Source organism: Streptomyces sp. NPDC002104, assembly GCF_053593795.1.
Genome location: NZ_JBSFDF010000024.1, coordinates 55019 through 78816, shown reverse-complemented (window position 1 = coordinate 78816; position 23798 = coordinate 55019). Strand labels below are relative to the sequence as shown.

At 72.6% G+C, this 23798-nt stretch carries 22 protein-coding genes and 1 tRNA gene; 6 read left to right on the top strand and 17 right to left on the bottom strand.

What is annotated here, in order from left to right; all coding sequences use genetic code 11:
- Nucleotides 1-19: 19 nt before the first annotated feature.
- The 11 genes from yajC to pgsA all read right to left on the bottom strand — a co-directional run bounded on the left by yajC (nucleotide 20) and on the right by pgsA (nucleotide 9019).
- Nucleotides 20-487, bottom strand: coding sequence for a preprotein translocase subunit YajC (gene yajC, locus ACWCP2_RS21240; protein WP_450910140.1), 468 nt, complete (start codon nucleotides 485-487; stop codon nucleotides 20-22).
- Between the two features lie 165 nt (nucleotides 488-652).
- Nucleotides 653-1714, bottom strand: coding sequence for a Holliday junction branch migration DNA helicase RuvB (gene ruvB / locus ACWCP2_RS21235; protein WP_450910139.1), 1062 nt, complete (start codon nucleotides 1712-1714; stop codon nucleotides 653-655).
- 76 nt (nucleotides 1715-1790) lie between these two features.
- Nucleotides 1791-2423 carry a Holliday junction branch migration protein RuvA gene (gene ruvA / locus ACWCP2_RS21230; protein WP_450910138.1) on the bottom strand — a complete coding sequence of 211 codons (633 nt, stop codon included), beginning with the start codon at nucleotides 2421-2423 and terminating at the stop codon, nucleotides 1791-1793.
- Complete coding sequence (gene ruvC / locus ACWCP2_RS21225; RefSeq protein ID WP_450910137.1) at nucleotides 2420-2956, bottom strand: crossover junction endodeoxyribonuclease RuvC; 537 nt, start codon at nucleotides 2954-2956, stop codon at nucleotides 2420-2422. Before ruvC ends, ruvA begins: the two co-directional genes overlap by 4 nt.
- Before the next feature lie 132 nt (nucleotides 2957-3088).
- Nucleotides 3089-3841 (bottom strand): YebC/PmpR family DNA-binding transcriptional regulator, encoded by a 753-nt coding sequence (locus tag ACWCP2_RS21220; protein ID WP_274547954.1) that lies wholly within the window; start codon nucleotides 3839-3841, stop codon nucleotides 3089-3091.
- A 57-nt stretch (nucleotides 3842-3898) separates the two neighbouring features.
- Complete coding sequence (gene pdxT, locus ACWCP2_RS21215; protein ID WP_266668838.1) at nucleotides 3899-4501, bottom strand: pyridoxal 5'-phosphate synthase glutaminase subunit PdxT; 603 nt, start codon at nucleotides 4499-4501, stop codon at nucleotides 3899-3901.
- Between the two features lie 8 nt (nucleotides 4502-4509).
- Nucleotides 4510-5424: a pyridoxal 5'-phosphate synthase lyase subunit PdxS gene (gene pdxS / locus ACWCP2_RS21210; protein ID WP_450910136.1), complete on the bottom strand. Its 915-nt coding sequence runs from the start codon at nucleotides 5422-5424 to the stop codon at nucleotides 4510-4512.
- A 164-nt stretch (nucleotides 5425-5588) separates the two neighbouring features.
- Nucleotides 5589-6128 (bottom strand): hypothetical protein, encoded by a 540-nt coding sequence (locus ACWCP2_RS21205; protein ID WP_450910135.1) that lies wholly within the window; start codon nucleotides 6126-6128, stop codon nucleotides 5589-5591.
- 91 nt (nucleotides 6129-6219) lie between these two features.
- On the bottom strand, nucleotides 6220-7383 hold the full coding sequence (locus ACWCP2_RS21200; RefSeq protein ID WP_450910134.1) for a glycosyltransferase family 4 protein: 1164 nt from the start codon (nucleotides 7381-7383) through the stop codon (nucleotides 6220-6222).
- Nucleotides 7380-8333 (bottom strand): phosphatidylinositol mannoside acyltransferase, encoded by a 954-nt coding sequence (locus ACWCP2_RS21195; RefSeq protein WP_450910133.1) that lies wholly within the window; start codon nucleotides 8331-8333, stop codon nucleotides 7380-7382. Before ACWCP2_RS21195 ends, ACWCP2_RS21200 begins: the two co-directional genes overlap by 4 nt.
- A complete protein-coding gene (pgsA, locus tag ACWCP2_RS21190; RefSeq protein WP_450910132.1) occupies nucleotides 8333-9019 on the bottom strand; it encodes a phosphatidylinositol phosphate synthase in 687 nt (228 codons plus the stop codon). The genes ACWCP2_RS21195 and pgsA overlap by 1 nt, the downstream gene beginning before the upstream one ends.
- Nucleotides 9020-9361: 342 nt before the next feature.
- Here pgsA and ACWCP2_RS21185 point away from each other — a divergent pair, with 342 nt between their 5' ends.
- Nucleotides 9362-11578 (top strand): elongation factor G-like protein EF-G2, encoded by a 2217-nt coding sequence (locus ACWCP2_RS21185; RefSeq protein ID WP_450910131.1) that lies wholly within the window; start codon nucleotides 9362-9364, stop codon nucleotides 11576-11578.
- A 243-nt stretch (nucleotides 11579-11821) separates the two neighbouring features.
- On the top strand, nucleotides 11822-13492 hold the full coding sequence (locus ACWCP2_RS21180) for a hypothetical protein (protein WP_450910130.1): 1671 nt from the start codon (nucleotides 11822-11824) through the stop codon (nucleotides 13490-13492).
- A 42-nt stretch (nucleotides 13493-13534) separates the two neighbouring features.
- On the opposite strand, the gene ACWCP2_RS21175 is transcribed toward ACWCP2_RS21180, so the two are convergent.
- The gene (locus ACWCP2_RS21175) at nucleotides 13535-14095 is read right to left on the bottom strand and encodes an HIT family protein (RefSeq protein WP_450910129.1); all 561 of its coding nucleotides are present in this window, start codon (nucleotides 14093-14095) and stop codon (nucleotides 13535-13537) included.
- Between the two features lie 67 nt (nucleotides 14096-14162).
- Here ACWCP2_RS21175 and ACWCP2_RS21170 point away from each other — a divergent pair, with 67 nt between their 5' ends.
- Nucleotides 14163-14825, top strand: a complete 663-nt coding sequence (locus tag ACWCP2_RS21170) for a potassium channel family protein (RefSeq protein WP_450910128.1) — start codon at nucleotides 14163-14165, stop codon at nucleotides 14823-14825.
- 39 nt (nucleotides 14826-14864) lie between these two features.
- On the opposite strand, the gene thrS is transcribed toward ACWCP2_RS21170, so the two are convergent.
- Nucleotides 14865-16841, bottom strand: a complete 1977-nt coding sequence (gene thrS / locus ACWCP2_RS21165) for a threonine--tRNA ligase (protein WP_450910127.1) — start codon at nucleotides 16839-16841, stop codon at nucleotides 14865-14867.
- 251 nt (nucleotides 16842-17092) lie between these two features.
- Between thrS and ACWCP2_RS21160 the strand changes: the two genes are divergently transcribed.
- Entirely contained in the window at nucleotides 17093-17716 is a 624-nt protein-coding gene (locus tag ACWCP2_RS21160) for a histidine phosphatase family protein (protein ID WP_450910126.1), read from the top strand.
- Between the two features lie 52 nt (nucleotides 17717-17768).
- Here ACWCP2_RS21160 and ACWCP2_RS21155 read toward each other — a convergent pair whose 3' ends face one another.
- Both ACWCP2_RS21155 and ACWCP2_RS21150 read right to left on the bottom strand, forming a co-directional pair.
- Nucleotides 17769-18992, bottom strand: a complete 1224-nt coding sequence (locus ACWCP2_RS21155) for a hypothetical protein (RefSeq protein WP_450910125.1) — start codon at nucleotides 18990-18992, stop codon at nucleotides 17769-17771.
- Nucleotides 18992-19582, bottom strand: a complete 591-nt coding sequence (locus ACWCP2_RS21150; protein WP_450910124.1) for a DUF4365 domain-containing protein — start codon at nucleotides 19580-19582, stop codon at nucleotides 18992-18994. The genes ACWCP2_RS21155 and ACWCP2_RS21150 overlap by 1 nt, the downstream gene beginning before the upstream one ends.
- 254 nt (nucleotides 19583-19836) lie before the next feature.
- Between ACWCP2_RS21150 and ACWCP2_RS21145 the strand changes: the two genes are divergently transcribed.
- Nucleotides 19837-20562 carry an exonuclease domain-containing protein gene (locus tag ACWCP2_RS21145; protein ID WP_450910123.1) on the top strand — a complete coding sequence of 242 codons (726 nt, stop codon included), beginning with the start codon at nucleotides 19837-19839 and terminating at the stop codon, nucleotides 20560-20562.
- A gap of 84 nt (nucleotides 20563-20646) precedes the next feature.
- On the opposite strand, the gene ACWCP2_RS21140 is transcribed toward ACWCP2_RS21145, so the two are convergent.
- Together ACWCP2_RS21140 and ACWCP2_RS21135 are read right to left on the bottom strand one after the other, a co-directional pair.
- A tRNA-Val gene (locus tag ACWCP2_RS21140) sits at nucleotides 20647-20718 on the bottom strand.
- A gap of 38 nt (nucleotides 20719-20756) precedes the next feature.
- Nucleotides 20757-21236 (bottom strand): SRPBCC family protein, encoded by a 480-nt coding sequence (locus ACWCP2_RS21135; RefSeq protein WP_450910122.1) that lies wholly within the window; start codon nucleotides 21234-21236, stop codon nucleotides 20757-20759.
- Between the two features lie 125 nt (nucleotides 21237-21361).
- On the opposite strand from ACWCP2_RS21135, the gene ACWCP2_RS21130 reads away from it, so the two are divergent.
- Nucleotides 21362-23773 carry an SCO7613 C-terminal domain-containing membrane protein gene (locus ACWCP2_RS21130; protein WP_450910121.1) on the top strand — a complete coding sequence of 804 codons (2412 nt, stop codon included), beginning with the start codon at nucleotides 21362-21364 and terminating at the stop codon, nucleotides 23771-23773.
- Nucleotides 23774-23798 lie beyond the last annotated feature (25 nt).

Here is a 23798-nt window from a genome sequence, read left to right as displayed (position 1 = left end):
GTCGGTCCCCGGCCCAGCGCTACTTCGCGCCGGCGTCGCCGTCGCTCTTGCCGTCCTTGGGCTCGTCGCCCTTGGGCTCCTCCGCCGCGGGCTCGTCGGCCTTGGGCTCGTCCTTCTTGCCCAGGTCGAGCTTGGGGGCCGCGTCCCCGGTCAGGGAGGACGCGTCGTCCGGGACGACCGGCGTGTCGATCGTCAGATCATCGGTGATGCCGTGGACGATGCGGTTGTACTCCTCGTCCTCCAGCACGGCGCCGATGGCGTTCTTCGCGTAGATCGCGTGGACGCCGGGGGCCACCTCGAGCGTGACGGTGTCTTCGCCGATCTCCTTCACCGTGGCGTACATGCCGCCGATGGTGCGGACGCCGGTGCCGGCGGTCAGCTGGTCGCGCATCTGCACGGCCTGCTGCTGCTTCTTCTTCTGGCTGCGGGTCAGCAGGAACATCGCCCCGATGATCAGCACGAACGGAAGGAGGGACATGATATTCACGGGACGCAGGTCCTTCGCATCGACCGCACGAGCGCACGGCCTTTGTACGGGGGGTGGGTACGCCGACCGTAAGGGTCGGCATCGGCGGAGTCTAGGCGAGTCCGCACCGATGGAACAACGCCCAGCATGTCACCGCAGTTCCTGAGGGGGCCAACCTCCGCGCCGTCAGGTCCCGAAGAGGCCCTGTTGTCCGCTTGATCCGTTCCCGCCCTGCTGTGGCGGGACAAGCCCCAGGTGAGCCCATGCGGCCGGGGTCGCGACCCGCCCCCGCGGGGTCCTGGCCAGGAGTCCTTCCCGTACGAGGAACGGCTCGGCCACCTCCTCCACGGTCTCCCGCTCCTCACCGACGGCGACGGCGAGCGTCGACAGGCCGACGGGTCCCCCGCCGAAGAGCTTCAGGAGCGCCTCCAGCACGGCCCGGTCCAGCCGGTCGAGCCCGCGCTCGTCGACCTCGTACACCTTCAGGGCGGTACCGGCGACCTCGCGGTCGATCACACCGTCGGCCCTGACCTGGGCGTAGTCGCGGACGCGGCGCAGCAGCCGGTTGGCGATACGGGGGGTTCCGCGCGAGCGGCCGGCGATCTCGGCGGCGCCGGCGGTGTCGATCTCCACGTCGAGGAGCCGCGCGGAGCGGTGGATGACCCGCTCCAGCTCCTCGGGGGCGTAGAACTCCATGTGGCCGGTGAAGCCGAAGCGGTCGCGCAGCGGGGGCGGGAGCAGTCCGGCCCGGGTCGTGGCCCCGACGAGGGTGAACGGGGGAAGCTCCAGCGGGATGGCGGTGGCCCCCGGCCCCTTGCCGACGATCACGTCGACGCGGAAGTCCTCCATGGCCATGTAGAGCATTTCCTCGGCGGGCCGGGACATGCGGTGGATCTCGTCGAGGAAGAGGACCTCGCCCTCCTGGAGGGAGGAGAGGATGGCCGCGAGGTCGCCGGCGTGCTGGATGGCGGGGCCCGACGTGATCCGGATGGGGGCGCCCATCTCGGCCGCGATGATCATGGACAGGGTGGTCTTCCCCAGGCCCGGGGCGCCCGACAGCAGCACGTGATCGGCGGTGGCGCCGCGCTGGCGGGCCGCCTTCAGGACGAGGTCGAGCTGCTGGCGTACCTTCTCCTGCCCGACGAACTCGCCGAGGTCCTTGGGCCGCAGGGCCGCCTCGACGGCGGTGTCCTCGCCGTCCGCCGCGGGTGCGACGATCCGGTCGTCGCTCTCGTCATCCCAGTTCACGGTGTCAGTCTGCCTTCTCGGGGTGGTGCGGTGGTCCGTCGTGTGCGGGCGGCCCCGCGGGGCGGCGCCGGACCTGTCAGCGGGCTCGGTTCAGGGACTGGAGGGCGGCCCTCAGGAGCTGCGGAACCGGGGCCGAACCGCCCTCGGCGATCGCGGCCTCCGCCTGGGGGGTCACGGCCGAGACCGCGTCCTCGGCGTCCCGGGGCGCGTAGCCGAGACCGACCAGCGCCGCGGAGAGCTGCTCCGACCACGGGGCGGGCCCGGAGGCCGCGGCGCGCTGCGCACCGACCATGCCGCTCGATCCCAGCGGCGCGCCGAGCTTGTCCTTGAGGTCCAGCAGGAGCTTCTGCGCGCCCTTCTTCCCGATGCCGGAGACGGCCATCAGGGCCTTCTCGTCCCCCACCGAGACGGCTACGCGCAGCGCGTCCGGGCTGTGCACCGCGAGCATCGCCTGGGCGAGCTTCGGGCCGACGCCGCTCGCGGTCTGCAGGAGCTCGAAGACCTGGCGCTCGTCGTCGTCGGCGAAGCCGTACAGCGTCAGCGAGTCCTCCCGTACGACCAGGGAGGTGGACAGCCGGGCCGGTTCGCCGGTCCGCAGACCCGCGAGGGTGTTCGGCGTGCAGTGCACGGCCATGCCCACTCCCCCGACCTCGATGACGGCCAGGGCGGGGGCGAGCGCGGCGACCGGGCCGCTGACGAAGGCGATCATGTGGTGCGGCCTTTCAGGGCGCTGGCATGCCGGTTGACGGCCTGCTGGAGGCGGTTCTGCGCGGGGGCGCGCCAGATGTGGCAGATGGCGAGGGCGAGGGCGTCCGCGGCGTCGGCGGGCTTGGGCGGGGCGGACAGCCGCAGCAGCCGGGTGACCATGGCTCCGACCTGCGCCTTGTCAGCGCGCCCGCTGCCGGTGACGGCGGCCTTGACCTCGCTCGGGGTGTGCAGCGCGACCGGTATGCCGCGGCGCGCGGCGCACAGCATGGCGACGGCACTGGCCTGGGCGGTGCCCATCACCGTACTGACGTTGTGCTGGCTGAACACCCGCTCCACGGCGAGGACTTCGGGACGGTACTCGTCGAGCCACTCCTCGATGCCCTGCTCGATGCCGACGAGCCGGTTGGCCAACTCGGCGTCCGCGGGCGTCCGTACGACCCCCACGCCGAGCATCGTCAGGGGACGGCCCGCCACCCCCTCGACCACACCGACACCGCATCGGGTCAGACCCGGGTCGACACCGAGTACGCGCACCCGCCCCCCCTTCTTCGATCTCCTGTACGTGCAGCTTCGCAGGGTATCGGGCGGCACCGACAAAGCAGCGGGCCGACGGGGTGTGTCCCCGTCGGCCCGCTGTCCGAACGCTGTGAGCGGTGGGCGCCTGGATCAGGCGTCGACCTTCTCCATGACCTCGTCCGAGACGTCGAAGTTGGCGAAGACGTTCTGGACGTCGTCGCTGTCCTCCAGCGCGTCGATCAGCTTGAAGATCTTGCGCGCGCCCTCCTCGTCCAGCTCGACCTGCATGGTCGGCAGGAAGTTGGAGTCGGCCGAGTCGTAGTCGATGCCGGCGCTCTGGAGCGCGGTACGGACCGCGACCATGTCGGTGGCCTCGCTGATGATCTCGAACTGCTCGCCGAGGTCGTTGACCTCTTCGGCGCCCGCTTCGAGCACCGTCTCCAGGACGTCGTCCTCGGAGAGCTCGCCCTTGGGCAGGAGCACGACGCCCTTGCGGTTGAACAGGTACGAGACCGAGCCCGGGTCGGCCATCGAACCGCCGTTGCGGGTCATGGCGACCCGTACGTCGGACGCGGCACGGTTGCGGTTGTCGGTGAGGCACTCGATGAGCACCGCGACGCCGTTCGGGCCGTAGCCTTCGTACATGATCGTCTCGTAGTCGGCGCCGCCGGCCTCGAGGCCGCCGCCGCGCTTGACCGCGGAGTCGATGTTCTTGTTCGGGACCGAGCTCTTCTTCGCCTTCTGGATGGCGTCGAAAAGGGTCGGGTTGCCATCGATGTCGGCGCCGCCCATACGGGCCGCGACCTCGATGTTCTTGATCAGCTTCGCGAAGAGCTTGCCGCGCTTGGCGTCAACCACGGCCTTCTTGTGCTTCGTCGTAGCCCATTTAGAGTGGCCGGACATCTGCCTGTCTCCTTCGCGTCACCAACAATGTTCGCCTCAGATCCTACCGGGACGCCGTTACAGCCCGGCGCGCACCATGTCGACGAAGTACGCGTGGACCCGGTCGTCACCCGTGAGCTCCGGGTGGAACGAGGTGGCGAGGACATTGCCCTGGCGCACGGCGACGGTGTGACCGTCGTACGTGGCGAGCACTTCGGCGGCGCCGCCGACGGACTCGACCCAGGGGGCGCGGATGAAGACGCCCTCGACGGGTCCGCCCTCTATGCCCGCGAAGTCGACCTGCGCCTCGAAGGACTCGTTCTGCCGGCCGAAGGCGTTGCGGCGCACGATCATGTCGATGCCGCCCAGGGTCTCCTGGTCCTCACGGCCGTCCAGCAGCTTGTCGGCGAGCATGATCATGCCGGCGCAGGTGCCGTAGACCGGCATCCCGGCCCGTACGCGCTCGCGCAGCGGCTCCAGCATGCCGAACAGCACGGCGAGCTTCGACATGGTCGTGGACTCGCCGCCGGGGATCACCAGGGCGTCGACCTCGGCGAGCTCCTCGGGACGCCGGACCGGCCTGGCCACGGCGTCAGCCGAGGCCAGGGCGATCAGGTGCTCCCGTACGTCGCCCTGGAGGGCAAGTACCCCGACGACGGGGTCAACGGGGGTGTTCGTCATGGTGATGACTACCAGCCGCGGTTGGCGTAGCGCTCGGACTCGGGGAGGGTGTCGCAGTTGATGCCGACCATGGCCTCGCCCAGGTTGCGGGAGGCGTCCGCGATGATCTTCGGGTCGTCGTAGAAGGTGGTGGCCTTCACGATGGCGGCGGCGCGCTTGGCCGGGTCGCCCGACTTGAAGATGCCGGAGCCGACGAAGACGCCCTCGGCACCGAGCTGGCGCATCAGCGCGGCGTCGGCGGGGGTGGCGACGCCACCGGCGGAGAACAGCACGACCGGGAGCTTGCCGAGCTCGGCGACTTCCTTGACCAGCTCGTACGGGGCGCGCAGCTCCTTGGCGGCGGCGAACAGCTCGTTGTTGTCGTAGCCGCGCAGGCGGGCGATCTCGTTCTTGATCTGGCGCAGGTGGCGGACGGCCTCGACGACGTTGCCGGTACCGGCCTCGCCCTTCGAGCGGATCATGGCCGCGCCCTCGGCGATGCGGCGCAGGGCCTCGCCCAGGTTGGTGGCGCCACAGACGAAGGGGGTGGTGAACGCCCACTTGTCGGAGTGGTTGACCTCGTCGGCCGGGGTCAGGACCTCGGACTCGTCGATGTAGTCGACGCCGAGGGACTGGAGCACCTGGGCCTCGACGAAGTGGCCGATGCGGGACTTCGCCATGACGGGGATGGAGACGGCCTCGATGATCTCTTCGATCATGTTCGGGTCGGACATCCGGGCGACGCCGCCGTCCTTGCGGATGTCGGCGGGAACCCGCTCCAGGGCCATGACGGCCACGGCGCCGGCGTCCTCGGCGATCTTCGCCTGCTCGGCGTTGACCACATCCATGATCACGCCGCCCTTGAGCTGCTCGGCCATGCCGCGCTTGACGCGGGAGGTGCCGATCGCCGACTCGGACTGCGGGGTGGAGGGAAGCGTGCTCACGGATTGACCTCACTCGAAGGAAGATTCATGCGCTACTGGCGATCGCCGGGCCGACCCGGCGGACCGACCTAGCGGTACTGGACCGAGGAAACCCTCTCGACCAGTCCACTGCAAGGGCCAATGTGCAGCCGGTGGCTCCTCGCGATTTGGCCACGGGGTACAAGTTACGGCCGCTCGGCCAGATCCACCGGCGGCTCGTCGTCCATCTCGAAGGCCAGCGGGAAGGGCGCGTGACCCGCCAGCCGGAACCAGCGGACCTTGCGGTGCCGGCGCAGGGCGCGGGCCGCGCGGACGGCGTCGTTGAGGAACCGGCGCGCCATGGGCACCCGGCGGACGGCCGCCGCGAGCTCCTCGGCCGCCTCCGCCCCGCCCGGGGCCGCCTTGAGCGCGTCGACCTGCTCCGCATCGGCGAAGACGGCGCGCAGCGCCTGGCTGAGCTCGCTCTCGGCGACCTCGCGGTGCTCCTCCTCCGCCTGCCGGGCGGCGTGCGCGGCCTCGTACAGCACGAGGGAGGAGGCGGGGTCCAGCACCCCGGAGGTCGCGACCTCCAGCACCACGGAGGCCCGGCGGACCAGCTGCGCGTCGAGGGCGGCGCGGGCGGCGTCCATCCGCGAGTGCAGCCGGTCGAGCCGGCCGGCGGTCCAACTGAGGTAGACCCCGACGAGGCCGAGGCCGAGGGCAATCCAGACAAGGGTTTCGATCACGGGCCGCGACTCTACCTCTCGACGCGGAGCGCGCCCCGCTGCGCCGGACGTGCCAGGCGTCGCGGGCCCGGCAGGATCCGAAAGAGACGGCCTAGGTGTCCCGGGTGAGGCCCAGGCGGGTGCGCAGGGGGACCCGGTCGTCCTCCGCGACCGCCGCCGCGCCGTCGGTCACCGTTTCGTAGACGGCCAGGATGTCCGCCGCCACCGTCGACCAGTCGAAGCGGCGTACGTGGGCGGAGCCGCTCGTGCTCAGTTCCTCGCGGCGGGCGGGGTCGCGCAGGAGGGCGATCGCGGATGCCGCCAGGGAGTCGGGGTCCTCGTTCGAGAAGAGGGCCCCGGCCTCCCCCTGGTTCAGGACCTGCGCGAAGGCGTCGAGGTCGGCCGCGAGGACCGCGGCGCCCGCGGAGAGGGCCTCGACCAGGATGATGCCGAAGCTCTCGCCGCCCGTGTTCGGGGCCACGTACAGGTCGACGCTGCGCAGCAGCCGCGCCTTGTCCTCGTCGGAGACCATGCCGAGGAACTCGACCCGGGAGCGGAGTTCGGGCGGGAGGGAGGCGACCGCCTCCTCCTCGTCGCCGCGGCCCGCCACCAGGAGCCGTACGTCCGGGCAGGCCGCCACGATCTGCGGGAAGGCCGCCATCAGGACCGGCAGGCCCTTGCGGGGTTCGTCGATCCGGCCGATGAAGCCGAGGGTCTGGCCCGACCAGTCCGGGTTCGGCTCGGCCTTGGCGAAGAAGTCCACGTCCACGCCGTTGGGGATGACCACCGCGTCCCCGCCCAGGTGCTCGACCAGCGTGCGCCGTGCGTACTCGCTCACCGCGATCCGGGCGCTGATCTTCTCCAGCGCCGGCTGCAGGATCGGGTACGCGGCGAGCATCGCCCGCGAGCGCGGGTTGGACGTGTGGAAGGTGGCCACGATCGGGCCCTGCGCCGCCCAGCAGGTCAGCAGGCCGAGGGAGGGGGAGGTGGGTTCGTGGATGTGGACCACGTCGAAGACCCCGTCGTGCAGCCAGCGCCGTACGCGGGCGGCCGACAGGAAGCCGAAGTTGAGGCGGGCCACCGACCCGTTGTACGGCACCGGCACCGCCCGCCCCGCCGAGACCACGTACGGGGGCAGCGGGGTCTCGTCGTCCGCCGGGGCCAGGACGGACACCTGGTGGCCGAGGCCGATCAGGTGTTCCGCCAGGTCCCGGATGTGGAACTGGACGCCGCCGGGGACGTCCCAGGAGTACGGGCAGACGATGCCGATCTTCACGCGGAGCGCTCCTCGGGCCGGCCGTCGTCGCGGCCGCTGGTGTCCGGGCCGTGCAGGTCTTCCAGGTCTTCCAGCCACAGCCGCTGGAGCATGTGCCAGTCCTGCGGGTGTTCGGCGATCCCCTGCGCGAAGGCGTCGGCGACGGCCTGGGTCATGACGGCCGTCTTCTCCTGCCGGGTGCCCTGCTCCGGGACCTCCACCGGGGGGTGGATCCGGCCGTACATCTTCGGCGCGTCCCCGTAGTACAGGGTCGCCGGGAGGAGGACGGCGCCCGTCTGCTGGGCGAGCAGCGCCGGGCCGGCCGGCATGCGCGCCGCCGAGCCGAAGAAGTCCACTTCCACCCCGGAGGCCGACAGGTCCCGGTCCGCGACCAGGCAGACCAGCCCGCCGGAGCGCAGCCGGCGCGCGAGCGTGCCGAAGGCGGCGCCGCCGTTGTGCGGGAGCACCTCCATGCCCAGGCTCTCGCGGTAGGCGACGAAGCGGTCGTAGAGGGTCTCGGGCTTGAGGCGTTCGGCGACGGTGGTGAAGGGGACTCCGATGTGGGTGACGGCCCAGGCGCCGGCGAGGTCCCAGTTGGCGAGGTGCGGGAGGGCGACGACCACCCCGCGCCCGGAGGCCAGGGCCTCGCGCAGGATGTGGTCGTCCTTCATCTCCACGTCGGCGCTGAATCGTTCCTTGGCCATGGTCGGCAGCCGGAAGGACTCCATCCAGTACCGCATGTAGGAGCGCATGCCCGCGTGCGACAGCTCGCGCAGCCGCTCGGGCGTCGCGCCGGGCACCACCCGGGCCAGGTTCGACTCCAGGCGCAGCACGCTCTTGCCGCGCCGCTTCCAGGTGAAGTCGGCGATCCGCCGGCCGAGGGCCGCCGCGGCCGGCTCGGGCAGCTTCTTGACCCCGGCCCAGCCGAGTCCGTACAGCCCGTCGACCAGCTTGTCCTGTGCCTTGCCCATCAGGGCGTACCGCCTTCGGAGGGGGTTCCCGCGGCAGTGGCGGCGGCAGCGGCGGCGTCGGCCTCCGCCGATTCCCGCCGTACGGTCACCACGCGCTGGATGAGGGTCACGAGCGAGCCCGCCGCGACCACCCAGAGCGCGATCGGCAGCAGCAGGCCGATCCACGAGGGGACCCCGAAGGTCTCCAGCCCGGACAGACCGGCCGCGACCAGCGTGATCACCAGGCGTTCGGCGCGCTCGATGAGCCCGTTGACGGCCACCGGCAGCCCGATCGACTCGCCGCGGGCCTTGGTGTACGAGACCACCTGGCCGCTGGCCAGGCAGAAGATGGCGACGGCGCAGAGCGCGTTGTTGTTCCCGGAACCCGCGTACCAGAGCGCGAGTCCGCCGAAGATCGCCGCGTCCGCCACCCGGTCGAGGGTGGAGTCGAGGAACGCGCCCCACCGGCTGGAGACGCCGGCCTGGCGGGCCATGTTCCCGTCCACCAGGTCGGAGAAGACGAAGAGCGTGATGGTGATCGTGCCCCAGAAGAACTCGCCCATGGGGAAGAAGACCAGGGCTCCGGCCACCACTCCGGCCGTGCCGATGAGGGTGACCGCGTCGGGACTCACTCCCATCCGGAGCAGAAAAGCGGCGAATGGCGTGAGAACACGCGTGAAGAATGCACGCGCGTACTTGTTCAGCATGGCCTTCCCGGAGGGTCGCTGGGCCGCACGGCCACCACGGCCACCGGCTGGCCCATCGTAGCCAGGGCCCCGGGCCATCGGCGCCGCGCACCCACCGGTTCACACGACGCGGGCGGTTCTCGGGCCGTTCGCCACGTTCCCCGGGCCCTGTCCGCGCATGTTTCCGGGCACGTTTCCGGACACCGCCTCCCTTCCCGGCCGTCTCCGCCTCCACCAGCGCCCCGGCGGCGCCACCGGTACGACGTATGGACGCCGTGTGACGGCAGTGCAAAGCTCGAAGGAGGCCTTTTCCCCCATCCCCTCCAATTCCCCCATCCCCTCCAATCGGGAGGCACGAGCATCGTGGGAGCCGCATCGCACCAATCCGGAGCCGCCGGCAGAGCACCGACGGCCGACCACCCGGCGTCCGTACGCAACGTCGTGCTGGTCGGCCACAGCGGATCCGGCAAGACCACCCTGGTCGAAGCCCTGGCCCTGACCGCCGGGGCCGTGAAACGGGCCGGGCGCGTCGAGGACGGCGCCACCGTCTCCGACTACGACGAGATCGAGCACCGCCGCCAGCGCTCCGTCCAGCTCTCCCTGGTCCCCGTCGAGTGGGCCGGAATCAAGATCAACATCCTGGACACCCCCGGTTACGCCGACTTCGTCGGAGAGCTCCGGGCAGGGCTGCGCGCCGCCGACGCGGCCCTCTTCGTGGTCTCGGCCGCCGAGGACGGCGACGGGCTCTCCGGGGCCACCCGGATGGTCTGGGACGAGTGCGCCGCCGTCGGCATGCCGCGCGCCATCGTCGTGACCCACCTGGAAGCCGCCCGCGCCGACTACACCCAGATGACCACGGTGTGCGGCGACGCCTTCGGAGCGGACGACCCCGATGCCGTGCGCCCGCTCTACCTGCCCCTGCACGGCCCCGCCGCCCCCGACGGCCACGCCCCGGTGGCCGGACTGCTCGGACTGCTCTCGCAGCGCGTGTACGACTACTCCTCCGGCGACCGCGTCGAACGCGACCCGGACCCCGGCGAGCTCGCCCTCATCACCGACGCCCGCGCCCGGCTGATCGAGGGGATCATCGCCGAGAGCGAGGACGAGACCCTCATGGACCGCTATCTCGGCGGCGAGGACATCGACCTCAAGACCCTGGTCGACGACCTGGAGCGGGCCGTGGCCCGCGGCACCTTCCACCCCGTCCTGATGGCCGCCCCCGCCGCCGACGGCGCCCGCAAGGGCCTGGGCACCGTGGAACTCCTCGAACTGATCACCGGCGCCTTCCCCACCCCGCTGGAGCGCGCGCCCGTCGGCGTCACCACCCCCGACGGCGCGGCCCGCCCCGCGGTCACCTGCGATCCCGGCGGACCGCTCGTCGCCGAGGTGGTGAAGACCTCCTCCGACCCCTACGTCGGCCGCGTCTCGCTCGTCCGCGTCTTCTCCGGCACCCTGCGCCCCGACGAGACGGTCCACGTGAGCGGACACGGGCTCACCGACCGCGGGCACGAGGACCATGACGTGGACGAGCGGATCGGCGCCCTGACCTCCCCCTTCGGCAAACAGCAGCGCACCCTCGCCCAGTGCGTCGCCGGCGACCTGGCCTGCGTGGCCAAACTCACCCGCGCCGAGACCGGCGACACCCTCTCCGCCAAGGACGACCCCCTCCTGATGGAGCCGTGGTCGATGCCCGACCCGCTGCTCCCCCTCGCCATCGAGGCCCACAGCAAGGCCGACGAGGACAAGCTCTCCCAGGGGCTGGCCCGGCTCGTCGCCGAGGACCCGACCATGCGGCTCGAACAGAACCCGCACACCCACCAGCTCGTCCTGTGGTGCCTCGGCGAGGCCCATCAGGACCTCGCCCTCGAACGACTGCGCACCCGGTACGGGGTCCAGGTCGACCCGGTCCCGCACAAGGTCAGCCTCCGCGAGACCTTCGGCGCCAAGGCGGGCGGCCGGGGGCGGCACGTGAAGCAGTCCGGCGGGCACGGGCAGTTCGCCATCTGCGAGATCGAGGTCGAGCCGCTGCCGCCGGGCAGCGGCATCGAGTTCGTCGACAAGGTCGTCGGCGGAGCGGTGCCGCGCCAGTTCATCCCGTCCGTGGAGAAGGGTGTCCGGGCGCAGGCCGCCCGGGGGCTCGCGGCCGGCTACCCGCTGGTCGACGTACGCGTGACCCTGCTCGACGGCAAGGCCCACTCGGTGGACTCCTCGGATGCCGCCTTCCAGACCGCGGGCGCCCTCGCCCTGCGCGAGGCCGCCGCCGCAGGGGCTTGCGTCCAGCTCCTCGAACCGGTCGCGGAGCTCGCCGTCCTCGTGCCCGACGAGTACGTGGGCCCCGTCATGAGCGACCTCGCCGGCCGCCGGGGCCGCGTGGTGGGCACCGACGCGGCGGGCACCGGCCGCACCCGGGTCCTCGCCGAGATCCCCGAGATCGAGATCGGCCGGTACGCCGTCGAGCTGCGCTCCGTGTCGCACGGCACGGGGCTGTTCAGCCGTACCTACGCCCGGCACGAGCCGATGCCACCGCAGATAGCGGACAAGCTGCGCGAACAGTCCGAGAAGGGAAGCCACCTGACATAGCGTCATCCCGGCCGCCCACCCAACCCGCTTGCGGTGGGCGGCATTTGCCTGTCCCCTCACCATGGGGAGGAATCGGCCTATAGGCTCGTCCGCGCGTGAGACGGGCAGACCGAACGGGTAGACCAACCAGGCGGACCGAGCGGGCGGACCGAGCAGGCGGACCACACCACCCGGAGCGGGCGGCATCGCGGGCAGACCCGCACACGAGGTACACGAGTACGACGCACAGCGATGGGGGCAGCGGTGGCGGACGACGGATTCGACTTCAGGCCCGGGGCACAGATCCCACTCCAGGGCGGCGGCGGCCAGACCGCCGCGACCAACGCCCTCGCCTCCGCCGCCTACCGGGACGGCGGACGCGACACCAAGCTGGACGAGATACTCAAGGCCAACAACGAGTACCACGAGTCCGTGGTCAAACCCGCCAAGATCTCCCTCCTCGCCCCCAACCTCGGCGAGGCCTTCTGCCGCGCCGTCGAGGCCCGCACCATCCCGGCCACCCGCAAACCCCTCATCCAGTCCTTCGGCGCCGACCCGCAGACCGTCGTCGAGCACTGCCTGGCCGCCTCCCGCATCCGCAAGGAGCGCGACCGCAAGCTCCGCCTGATCATGCTCGTCTGCGGGGTCCTGTTCCTCCCCGGCCTGCTGCTGTGGCTCGGACTGTTCTGGGCCCGCAAGGCCCTGTCGTCCTCCGAGGCCAGGGGAACCTCCTGGCTGGGCACGGCGCTCCTCGTCGGCGTGGGCCTGGTGGTCGCCTTCCTGATGTTCCGGCTCCCGGTGACCGGCGTCCTCGGCATCTACGTCCGCGCGATGGTCATCGCCCCGGTCGCCGGCTGGTTCCTCGCCCGCCGGCTCTGCGAGGCCACCGCCGAAGACCTGCGCTCCCGCTGGGACGGGCTCCTCGCGGGCGGCGGCGGGGTGGCCGCCAAGATCCCGGAGGCCGTCCCCGGCAACCCCGACGAGAAGGCCCGCGAGGACCTGCGCCACTCCCTGGCCAAGCTCACCGCCGAGGACCGCAGCAACGCCGTCTTCTACGCGGGCCCCAAGGGCATACTCGGCATGGGCACGCGCTGGGGCAGCTGGCAGCTGGCCGAGGAGCTCGTCCCGAAGAACGAGGGCTCCGAGATCCACCCGTTCCGCAGCTGGGACGTCATACGCGCGATCGACACCCAGCTGCGCAAGCTGGAGCGCGGCCCCCTGCACACCGGCGGCCTCCCGCCCGCGTCGATCATGCACTGGATCGTCACCCCGGTCGGTGAGGGTGCGAAGGAGGTGACCCGCCCCAGCGGAGCGGACGTGGACACCTTCCTGGTCAAGCCGCACGAGATCACCCGGATCTGCAACGAGCAGCAGTTCAGTGCCGGCAACCGGCACTACCTCGGCATCCAGTACCCGCTCTGGGACGGCCAGCTGGTGATCACCATGCTGGTCACGGTCACCGTGCTCTACAAGACCCTGCGCGTGGAGGTCACCGGACACGCGCTCGGCCCGGTGCACGGCCTGTTCACCACCAAATCGGCGGCGCCGGTGGACGAGGTCGCCAAATCCGTACGCTTCTGGGAGACCGTGGAGCTCAAGCGGCCGGTGGTCGACACCAGCGAGGTCGTACGCCTCGCCGTGCGCGCGCCCCTCACCTGGTACCCGCCGCTCCTGGACTTCCTGGGCGGCAAGCTCGTCCTCCCGGAGCCCTTCGGCGTCCGGCACGTCTGGGCCGGCCAGCCGTGGCGCCACCGCTTCATGGCGGACGACGCGATGCGCGCCGCGACCCCCGTCCTGCGGGCGGTGCACACCGCCGCGATGCGGGTCCTGGAGGAGAACGGGGTCGACACCGAACGCTTCACCAACCGCTCGATGATCGTCAGCGGCATGGTGCAGGACGCCGCACCGCGCAAGGCGGACGTCTACGACGCGTGAGGCCGGGCGGATGCCCGCCCGGCCCGGCCCGGCGGCCCGTCCTCAGTCGACGGGCCAGGCGTCCGCGAGCATCTGGCGGGTGTCCGCGAGGAGTTGGGGCAGCACCTTGGTGTGGCCCACGACCGGCATGAAGTTCGTGTCCCCGCCCCAGCGGGGCACGATGTGCTGGTGCAGGTGCGCGGCGATGCCGGCGCCGGCGGCCTGGCCCTGGTTCATGCCGATGTTGAAACCGTGCGCACCGGAGGCCTTGCGCAGCGCGATCATCGCCCGCTTCGTGAGGTCGGCCAGTTCGAGGGTCTCGGCGGCGTCCAGGTCCGTGTAGTCGGCGACGTGCCGGTACGGCACGACCATCAGGTGGCCGCCGTTGTACGGATAGAGGTTCAGCACGGCGTAGACGTGCCGGCCCCGGGCGACGACCAGCCCGTCCTGGTCCGACATCTCCGGAATCCCGCAGAAGGGACAGCCGTCCCCGGCCTCCGGCCCGGTCGGCTTGTTCTCCCCCTGGATGTAGGCCATCCGGTGGGGCGTCCACAGACGCTGGAACGCGTCCTGCGTGCCCACACCGATCTGCTGCTCCGGCTCAATCGTCATGGGATGCAGCATATGACCTTGGCCCCGGGCGGCGTGTCGCCGGGGCGAACACCGCTGTGCGGGACGCGATGCTGGGCCCATGAGCGATGCACCCGATACCGGTGACCAGGCCTGGGAGCGCCGGACCGAGCTGCCGCTGTTCTACGCTTCCCTGCTCTTCCTCGCGGGCTACACGCTCTCCGTGGTGGCCTACCGGGCCCACCCCCTGTGGCGGGACATCGGCATCGGCATGGTCGTGGTGACCTGGGCCTGTTTCGTCGTGGACTACCTGGCCCGGCTGGTCCTGAGCCGCATGCGGCCGCTGCGCTTCGTCCGCGTGCACTGGCTGGACACCCTGATCGTGATGCTGCCGCTGCTGCGGCCGCTGCGCATGGTCAAGGTCCACGACGCGATCCAGGCCCGCTACAACCGCCCGCGCCGGAACCTGTACGCGCGCGTGATGTCGTACGCGGGCCTGTCGGCCGGACTGCTCGGCTTCGCCGCCGCCCTCGGGGTCCACCACTTCGAGCGCCAGGCCCCGGGCGCCACGATCCTCACGCTGGGGGACGCGGTGTGGTGGGTGTGCGAGACGCTGACGACGGTGGGCTACGGGGACATGGCCCCCGTGACCCCGGGGGGCCGGATCATCGCGGGGTTCATGATGGCCGGCGGGCTGGCGCTGCTGGGCGCGGTGACGGGTTCGTTCTCCTCCTGGATGCTGCAGGCCTTCCGGCGGGAGGACGAGGAAGCCCCCGGGAAGTGAGACTTCCCGGGGGCGACCCCACGTGTGCGGTGAGCACGGTCACACCTGGACGCGGCGCTCCACGACGTCCACGAGCTTCGCCAGCGCCTGGTCGCGCGGGACGCCGTTCTCCTGCGAGCCGTCGCGGTAGCGGAAGGAGACGGTGCCCGCGGCCATGTCCTCGTCACCGACGATGATCATGAAGGGGACCTTCAGCTTCTGCTGGTTGCGGATCTTCTTCTGCATCCGGTCGGAGGAGGCGTCCACCTCGACGCGCAGGCCCTTCTTCTTCGCCTCGGCGGCGAACTCCTGCAGGTACTCGATGTGCGAGTCGCCGATCGGGATGCCGACCGCCTGGACCGGGGCGAGCCACGGCGGCATGACGCCCGCGTAGTGCTCCAGCAGCACGGCGAAGAACCGCTCGATGGAACCGAAGAGCGCACGGTGGATCATGACCGGGCGTTGCTTGGTGCCGTCGGGGCCGGTGTACTCCAGGTTGAAGCGCTCCGGCAGGTTGAAGTCGAGCTGCACGGTCGACATCTGCCAGGTGCGGCCGATCGCGTCACGGCACTGGACGGAGATCTTCGGGCCGTAGAACGCGGCGCCGCCCGGGTCCGGGACCAGGGGCAGACCCTGCTTCTCGGCGACCTGCTGGAGGGTGGCGGTGGCCTCCTCCCAGATCTCGTCCGAGCCGACGAACTTCTCCGGGTCCTTGGTCGACAGCTCCAGGTAGAAGTCGGTCAGACCGTAGTCGCGGAGCAGGTTCAGCACGAAGGTCAGCGTGCGGTCGAGCTCCTCCGCCATCTGCTCCTTGGTGCAGTAGATGTGCGCGTCGTCCTGGGTGAAACCGCGCGAGCGGGTCAGGCCGTGCACGACGCCGGACTTCTCGTACCGGTACACGGTGCCGAACTCGAAGAGGCGCAGCGGCAGTTCGCGGTAGGAGCGGCCGCGCGCGTCGAAGATCAGGTTGTGCATCGGGCAGTTCATGGGCTTGAGGTAGTAGTCGGTACCACCGTCGAGCTGCATGGGGGGGTACATGCCCTCCGCGTACCAGTCCAGGTGGCCGCTCTTCTCGAAGAGGGTGCCCTTGGTGGCGTGCGGGGTGTAGACGAACTCGTAGCCCTCTTCCTCGTGCCGCTTGCGCGAGTAGTCCTCCATGGTGCGGCGGATGACGCCGCCGCGCGGGTGGAAGACGGCCAGGCCGGAGCCGATCTCGTCCTGTACGGAGAACAGGTCGAGCTCGGTGCCGAGCTTGCGGTGGTCGCGCTTCTCGGCCTCCACGAGGAAGTCGAGGTGGGCCTTCAGCTCCTCCTTCGACGGCCACGCGGTGCCGTAGATGCGCTGGAGCATCGGGTTCTTCTCGCTGCCGCGCCAGTAGGCGGCGGCGTTGCGCATGAGCTTGAACGCGGGGATGTTGCGGGTGGTGGGCAGGTGGGGGCCTCGGCAGAGGTCCTTCCAGCACAGGTCGCCGGTCTTGGCGTCGAAGTTGTCGTAGATGGTCAGCTCGCCGCCGCCCACCTCGACGTTCGCGCCGTCGTCGGTCGAGGCCGAGCCCTTGATGCCGATGAGCTCCAGCTTGTACGGCTCGTCCTTGAGCTCCTCGCGGGCCGCCTCGTCGGTGACGACGCGGCGGGCGAAGCGCTGGCCGCGCTTCTGGATCTCCTGCATCTTCTTCTCGATGGCCTTGAGGTCATCGGGGGTGAAGGGCTTCGCGACGTCGAAGTCGTAGTAGAAGCCGTCGCGGACCGGCGGGCCGATGCCCAGCTTGGCCTCGGGGAAGAGCTCCTGCACGGCCTGGGCCATGACGTGCGCGGTGGAGTGGCGCAGGATGTCGAGGCCGTCGGGAGAGGAGATGTCCACGGGCTCGACGGTCTCGCCGTCCTTCACCTCGTACGCGAGGTCCTTCAGCTCACCTGCGATGCGCGCGGCGACGATGGTGCGCTCGCCGGCGAAGAGCTCCGCCGCCGTAGTGCCCGTGGCCACCACGCGCTCGTCCCGCTCGGAATCGCGTTGGATGAACACACGGACGTCTGACACCGGTCTCTCCTGACTCAGGGGGTGCGCGAGCGAACACTGCGCGCCTGAATCGTACCGAGCGGAGTGGCTGCGCCGCTAAACGGTTACCGCCCGGGCCCGCGGGCCGCGCCCGCGCGGGGTCCGGGTCGGAGCCCCGGCAGCGGCGCCGCGGCGCCGGCGGGCGCCTTTTCGGGAGGGGGGAGGGAACCGCCGCCGGAGGGGGCGGCGTCCCTGGATGGACAAGATCGTCTGTGGATCCGGAGGACTGTGTGATGACCGGAACGGCTACCCGTTATCTCTATCTGGTGCGGCACGGCGAGGCGGCGTCGGAGGAGAGCGGTCTGACGGAGAGCGGCCGCCGGCAGGCCGTGCTGCTCGGGCGGCGCCTGCGTGACGTCCCTCTCGCGGCCGTTCACCACGGCCCGCTGCCCCGGGCGGAGCAGACCGCACGCCTGATCGGCGACCAGCTGGAGGACGTCCCCCTGCACGTCTCCGACGTGGCCGGCGACTACGTCCCCCACCTGCCGGCGCGGGACGAGCTTCCGGCGGATTGCGCGGACCTCTTCCTCCGTTTCCTCGCCGGTACCACCGAGGAGGAGCAGGAGCACGGAGGAGCACTCGCCCGGCAGGCGCTGGACCGGTTCACCGGGCCGGTGGAGGGTGACGTGGACCGGCACGAGCTGGTCGTCACCCACAACTTCCTGGTCGCCTGGCTCGTCCGGGACGCCATGGACGCGCCGCACTGGCGCTGGCTCGGTCTCAACCACGCCAACGCCGCGCTCACGGTCATCCGGTACGCGCCCGGCCGGCCGGCCTCCGTCCTCGTCTCCAACGACATGCGGCACCTGCCCGCCGAGCTGCGCTGGACCGGATTCCCCGCCGAGCTGCACGTCTAGGCCGTCCTGGTCGGACCCGGTCGCCCTGGCCGCCCCAGTCGCCCCAGTCGCCCTAGTCGTCCGACGGCAGCACGTCCCCGGCGTCGAGGGACTCGTCCAGGGACTTCATCAGCCGGTCCCGCTCCACCTCGTCCAGGGGGACCGGGCGGACGTCCGCCGCGTCCGTCAGGCGGCGGAAGCCGCCCCGGCGCTGCAAGCGCCCGCTGACCCGGATCGGCAGGCCGACCAGATGGGCATGGCCCGCGACCCGGTACGACTCCTCGTCGAGCACCACCCGGACGTACGGGATCTCCGCCCCGGCGAGGACCCGCAGCCGGACCGTGCCCCCGCCGCCCGGGGCCGAGCGGCGCATCCGGACCACCGCCCCGGCCACCCGGACCGGCACCGCCGGCTCGTCCCGCGTGTACCGCGCGGCCGCCTCCCGCAGCACCGGGAGGTCGCCGGGCGAGAACTCCACCGGCTCCGGCCGGGCCGCGCACCCCGCCGGGACCCCCGCCGCCGGGGCCCACGCGAGGGCCACCCGGGCCCCCTCCGAGCCGTGGACCAGCGAGATCAGTGCCTCGGCGAGCTCCCGGCTCACCCCGGCCTCGACCGCCGCGTCGAAGGCGTCCATGCCGCCGGTGGCCCGCTGGTAGTCCACGGCCTCGCGGGCGGCGTGCAGGGCGTGGTGCAGCCGGGTCACGGTGCCCCGGCCCCCGTCGACGGGGACGTACGCCGTCAGCCGCCGCCCGCCCGGGGCCGGCCCGACCAGGACCCCGTCCAGCGCCCGCTCCGCCTGGCCGCGGTGCCGGGCACCGTAGTACCCGGCGCGGGCCCGGTCGGCCAGGGCTCCGGCGAGGAGCAGCTGGCGGGCGGCCGAGCGGAGCTGCTCCTGGACCGTCCAGTCGGCCTCGCCCTGGAGTCCGTACGCCCCGCGCGGGATCTCGCGTTCCCAGCGGATCTCGTCGCTCGGCACGCTGAGCCCGTACAGCACCTCGCGCGCCGACGGCAGCGCGCTGCGCGAGAGCGCGGTGATCGCCTCTTCGAGCAGGTCGGCGCAGTCGGGGAAGGCCCGGCTCTCGGGGACGAGGAGGCTGGTGCCGCCGCTGCCCGCGGCGGCGTACGGGGCGGGCGGCGTCCAGCGTCCGTACCGTCCGGCGGCGCCGCCGCGGCGCAGCCAGCCGTGCCGGTGCAGCAGCGCGCCGAGCACGAGCGGATCGACGTGGGCGGGATCGGGGGCGCCCGCGGCGAACTCCGGTGAGGAGAGCGGCTCCAGGTGCGGTGACTGCCAGTTCATCAAGGTGTCCCTCCCGACCCGACCCGGGTCATGATCTCGCAGAGCGCCCGGTCGTCGAAGATCCGCGTGGTCGGGATCCGTACGGTGGTCCGGCGCCGGCCGGTCACGGGGTGTCCGGCGAGATTGGTCCAGTAGCAGCAGTGCCGCAGGTCGAGCCGGTCGTGTCCGGCGCTCAGCCATTGGTCGCGTTCCCGCGGGACGAGCATCACGACGAGGATCTTGTGCACGGCGACCGGGCTGCGGGCCAGCTTCACCAGGTGCTCGTTGTCGAGGGTGAAGCCGAAGGTGGGCCCGGCCGGTCTGGGCGGTATCTGGTAGGTCGCCTTGAGCTGGACCTTGATGGTCACCTCGTCGTCGATGACGTGCTCGGGGGCGCCGTGGCTGACGTGCCAGTCGATGCCGTTGTCGGGAAAGGGCTGGGACAGCGAGCAGCCCGCCGCGGCGACGACGGCGTGCAGGTATCCCACCTGAAGGGTTTCCATGCAGGCGGTGGTGGCGAGCGTGCCGCGCAGCGGTCCGCTCCGCGGGTCGGTCCGCGGATCGATACGCCCAGCGAGCACCCCGCCCGGTTCGGGCTGCGCGAGCGCCATGGCCGGCTCCCCATGCCTTCCGGGCTGTCCCCGTCGAAGCGGCCGCGTGGGGCCGCGTCAGGTGCGTGTCAGGGTGTCGGGGTTGACGACCGGTCATGTGTGCGGTCCCCCACTGGAGTTGTCTCCGCAGTCGGCGTCCCGCAAACGGCGTACGGGGCAAAGAGCCCGGGTATCACCGTTTCGGGCAAGGGTGGTGGGCCTGGGGCGCGATGCCCGGGTGGGGCCATCTGCCGACGGGTGACGAGGAGTTCGCCATGACACGCTGGTATGAGGGCCCGCTGGCCGCATTCGACACGGAGACGACCGGGGTGGACGTGGAGCGGGACCGGATCGTGTCCGCCGCGCTCATCGTCCAGGAGTGCGCGGGCGGCCGGATCCGCTCCACGCGCTGGCTGGTCAATCCCGGCATCCCGGTACCCCCGGGGGCCACGGAAGTGCACGGTCTGACCGATGACCACCTCCAGCGCAACGGCCGGTGGCCCGCGCCGGTGGTGGAGGAGATAGCCCGCGCGCTCGGGGAGCAGCAGATGGCGGGGCGGCCGGTGGTGGTGATGAACGCCCCGTTCGATCTGACCTTGCTGGACCGGGAGTTGCGCCGCCACCGGGCGTCCTCGCTGGCCCGGTACCTGGACAACCGGCCGCTGACGGTGCTGGATCCCCGGGTGCTCGACAAGCACCTGGACCGCTACCGCAAGGGCCGCCGCACGCTCACGGACCTGTGCGCGCACTACGGGATAGAGCTGGAGGGGGCCCATGACGCGGGCGCGGACGCGCTGGCCTCCCTGGAGCTCGTACGGGCCGTGGGGCGCAGGTTCGCGGGCCGGCTGGAGCGGCTGACGCCGGCGGAGCTGCACACGCTCCAGCAGGTGTGGCACGCGGCCCAGGCGCGGGGGCTCCAGGCGTGGTTCGCGCGGCAGGGCACGCCGGAGTCGGTGGATCCGCACTGGCCTCTGCGGCCGGAGCTGCCCGCGGCGGCGTGAGGGGCGGGCGCGGAAAGGGTCTGTGCGGAGGGCCCCGTACATGCGGAAGGCCGGTCCGTCATCAGACGGACCGGCCTGTCCCGGTGGGCGATACTGGGATCGAACCAGTGACCCCTTCGGTGTGAACGAAGTGCTCTCCCGCTGAGCTAATCGCCCGGGAACGGTGTGAACAATACAGAAGGCCTGCGGCTGGTTCAAACCGCTTCCGGCCGCGCGGCCAGATGTGCGGCGAGCCCGCGCCGTCCGGCCCGCATCATCAGGGTGTGGTTGAGCCGGAACACCGGCCGCCCGGGGAGGCCGAGGAGGCGCATCAGGGGGCGGCGCACCTCGACCTCCTGCTCGTACAGCGCCCGCGTGCCGCCGGCCCGCGCGCGTACGGTCCACCGCGCCCAGCCCTCCAGATCGCCGAGCAGGGCGACCTCCAGGATGCCGCGCACGGGGTCCCGCAGGAGTTCGGCCGCGCCCACGCGCAGGGTGTACGGGAGGACGGAGCGGATGGAGGCCGTGCCGCTGCCCCCGGCCGCGGGGGCCACGGCGCGGATCTGGGGCCACCACAGGGGGTAGGACTCGGGAGTCTCCAGGGCTGCGTAGACGCGGGCGGGTGCGGCGTCGAGGTCCCACACGCTGCGGAAGCGGTAACGGGTCCACCGGCCACCGGGGTTGCTTCGGTCCATGCCTCCAGTCTCGCGCGCGGCACGGACGCCCACCCGGTACTCACCCCGAACTCAGCCGTGACTCATCCCGAGATGAGTACGCGCACCCATGTCCCGAGGGGGTGACGGGCGCCACACTCCGAACCATGGACAACCCGCTGCCGCCGGCCGAGGAGCTCGTGCTCATCGACCGCGAACTGATCCAACTCGACGCCCGGCGCCACTTCCTGCTCGGTCGCCGCGCCTGGCTGCTGGCCGCCCAGGCGCCCCCGGCGTGGGGCGCCCCGGCCCGGCCGCCGGTGCCCGCGCGGGGGACGGAGACCTCGGGTCCCGGTGCGCAGAACGTGCTGCTGGTGCTGGGCGCGGTGCTGCTGGCGGTCGCGGCCCTGGCGTTCACGCTGGTCAGCTGGGGGTCCCTGGGGATCGCCGGGCGCAGTGCGGTGCTCGCCGCGGTGACGGCGGCGGCGCTGGGCGCACCGGTGGCGCTGCTGCGCCGGGGGCTCGGCTCGACCGCCGAGGCGGTGGCCGCGGTCGGTCTGCTGCTGACGGTGCTGGACGCGTACGCGCTGTACGCCGTCGGCATGCCTGAGGTGGACGGCCTGGCGTACGCGGCGGGCGCGGCCGCGGTGCTGGCGGCGGCGTGGGCGGGGTACGGGCGCTGCCTGCCGGCGCTGCGGATCCCGGTCCCGGCGGCGCTGCTGGCGGCGCAGCTCCCGTTGCCGCTGGCGGCGCTGGCCGCCGGGTCGGCGGGGCTGGACATGGCCTGGGCCCTGCTGGGCACCGCCGCGCTGGACGCCGGGCTCGCGCTGCTGCGGCCCGGGCCCCGGTCCCGCTGGGCGGGGGCGGCCGGATCGGTGATGGGCGGGGCGGCGCTGCTGACGGCCCTGGCGCAGTCCGCGGCCGCGGAGTCGGCGGGCGAGGCGCTGGGTCCCTCGGTGCGGCTGGTGGCGGCGGCCGGGCTCGCTCTGGTGGCGGCGTGGCGCGCCCCGGTCCTGCGGGCCGCGTGCGCGGCGGCCGGCGCCCTCGCGGCGGTGGCGGCGCTGGGCGGCCCGTTCCGGCCGGAGCTGAGCCCGTCCTGGGCGGCGGTCGTGTACCTCGCGGCGGCCCTGCCCCTGCTGGGCGCCCTACGGCTCTCCGCGCTCCCGGAGCCGGTCCGGCGCGGGCTCGCGCTGGCCGGTGCGGGGGTGGCCGTCCTGCAGGCGGCGCTCGCCGCGGTGTGGGTGGCCACGGTGCTGGTGGGCCGGCTGCGGGTGCTGGAGGAGGTCTGGTCGGTGACCACCCCCGCTCCGGTGGCGAACAGCTCCGAGCTTGCCCCGCTGGTGGCCCTGCTGCTGACGGCCGGGGCCGCGTGGTGGCTGGTCCGGGTGCTCCCCGGGCGCAACGAGCCGGGGGTGGCCGCGGTGGTCCTGGGCTGGGCGGCGCTGTTCACCGCCCCCCTGACGCTCGACGCGGCCCCGGGCGCGGTCTTCGCCGCCCAGCTCGCGGTGACGCTGGCGGCGGGGGCGCTCGCCCTGCGCTCCCCGGCGGGGCCGGCCGGCGACGGCCCGGCGGACTCCGCACCCGCCCCCGCACCCGCACCCGCCCTCGCCGGTCGCGGCCTCGCGGGGGTCGCCGCCGGGGCGTGCGCCCTGGCAGGGGCCCTGAACCTGTCCGTGGCGGCCCTGGACGGCCGGCTGGCCACCTTCGCGGTTTTCGGCCTGCTGGGGGCCGCGTGCGCGGCGGGAGCGGCGTACCGGGCCGCGCCGGTGTGGGCCCGCGCGGCCGCTGCGGCGCTCGCCGTCGGGTACGCCGCGCTGCTCGCGGTGGCGCTGGGCGCACTGCTGGAGCGGCCGGTGGCCTGGTGGGCGCCGGCGGTGCTGGTGGTCCCGGCGGCGGTGGCGGCGCTCGGGCCGCGGCTGGGCTCCGTACGGGTCCCGGCGGAGGCCGCGGCGGCCGCGGCGGGTCTCCTCGCGGTGGCCCTGGCCACCGGGGACGCTCCCGTGCTGGCGCTGGTCCTGGCCCTGGCCGGGGTGGTGTGCGCGGCGGCGGCGGTACGGCCCGAGCGCCGGTCGGCGGCGGGCTGGCCGGCCGGGGCGCTGTTCCTCGCGGCGACGTGGGTCCGGCTGGCGGCCTCGGCGGTGACGGTGCCCGAGGCGTACACCCTGCCGGTGACGGCGGCGGCGCTGGCCGTGGGCTTCCTGCGGCGGCGCCGTGATCCGCTCACCGGGTCCTGGGCCGCGTACGGGCCGGGGCTGGCGGCGACCCTGCTGCCGAGCACCCTCGCGGTGTGGGGCGATCCGCACTGGCTGCGGCCGCTGCTGCTGGGAACGGCCGCGCTCGGGGTGACCCTGGCCGGTGCCCGCGGCCGGCTCCGGGCGCCGCTGCTGCTGGGCGGGGCGACGCTGGCGGCGGTGGCGGTGCACGAGCTGACCCCGTACGTCGTGCAGGTCGTGGACGCGCTGCCGCGCTGGCTGCCGCCGGCCCTGGCGGGGGTGCTGCTGCTGGCGGTGGGGGCCACCTACGAGAAGCGGCTGCGCGACGCCCGCCGACTGCGGGAGGCGATCGGGCGGCTGAAGTAGCCCGCCGCCGGACCCACCCGTCCGG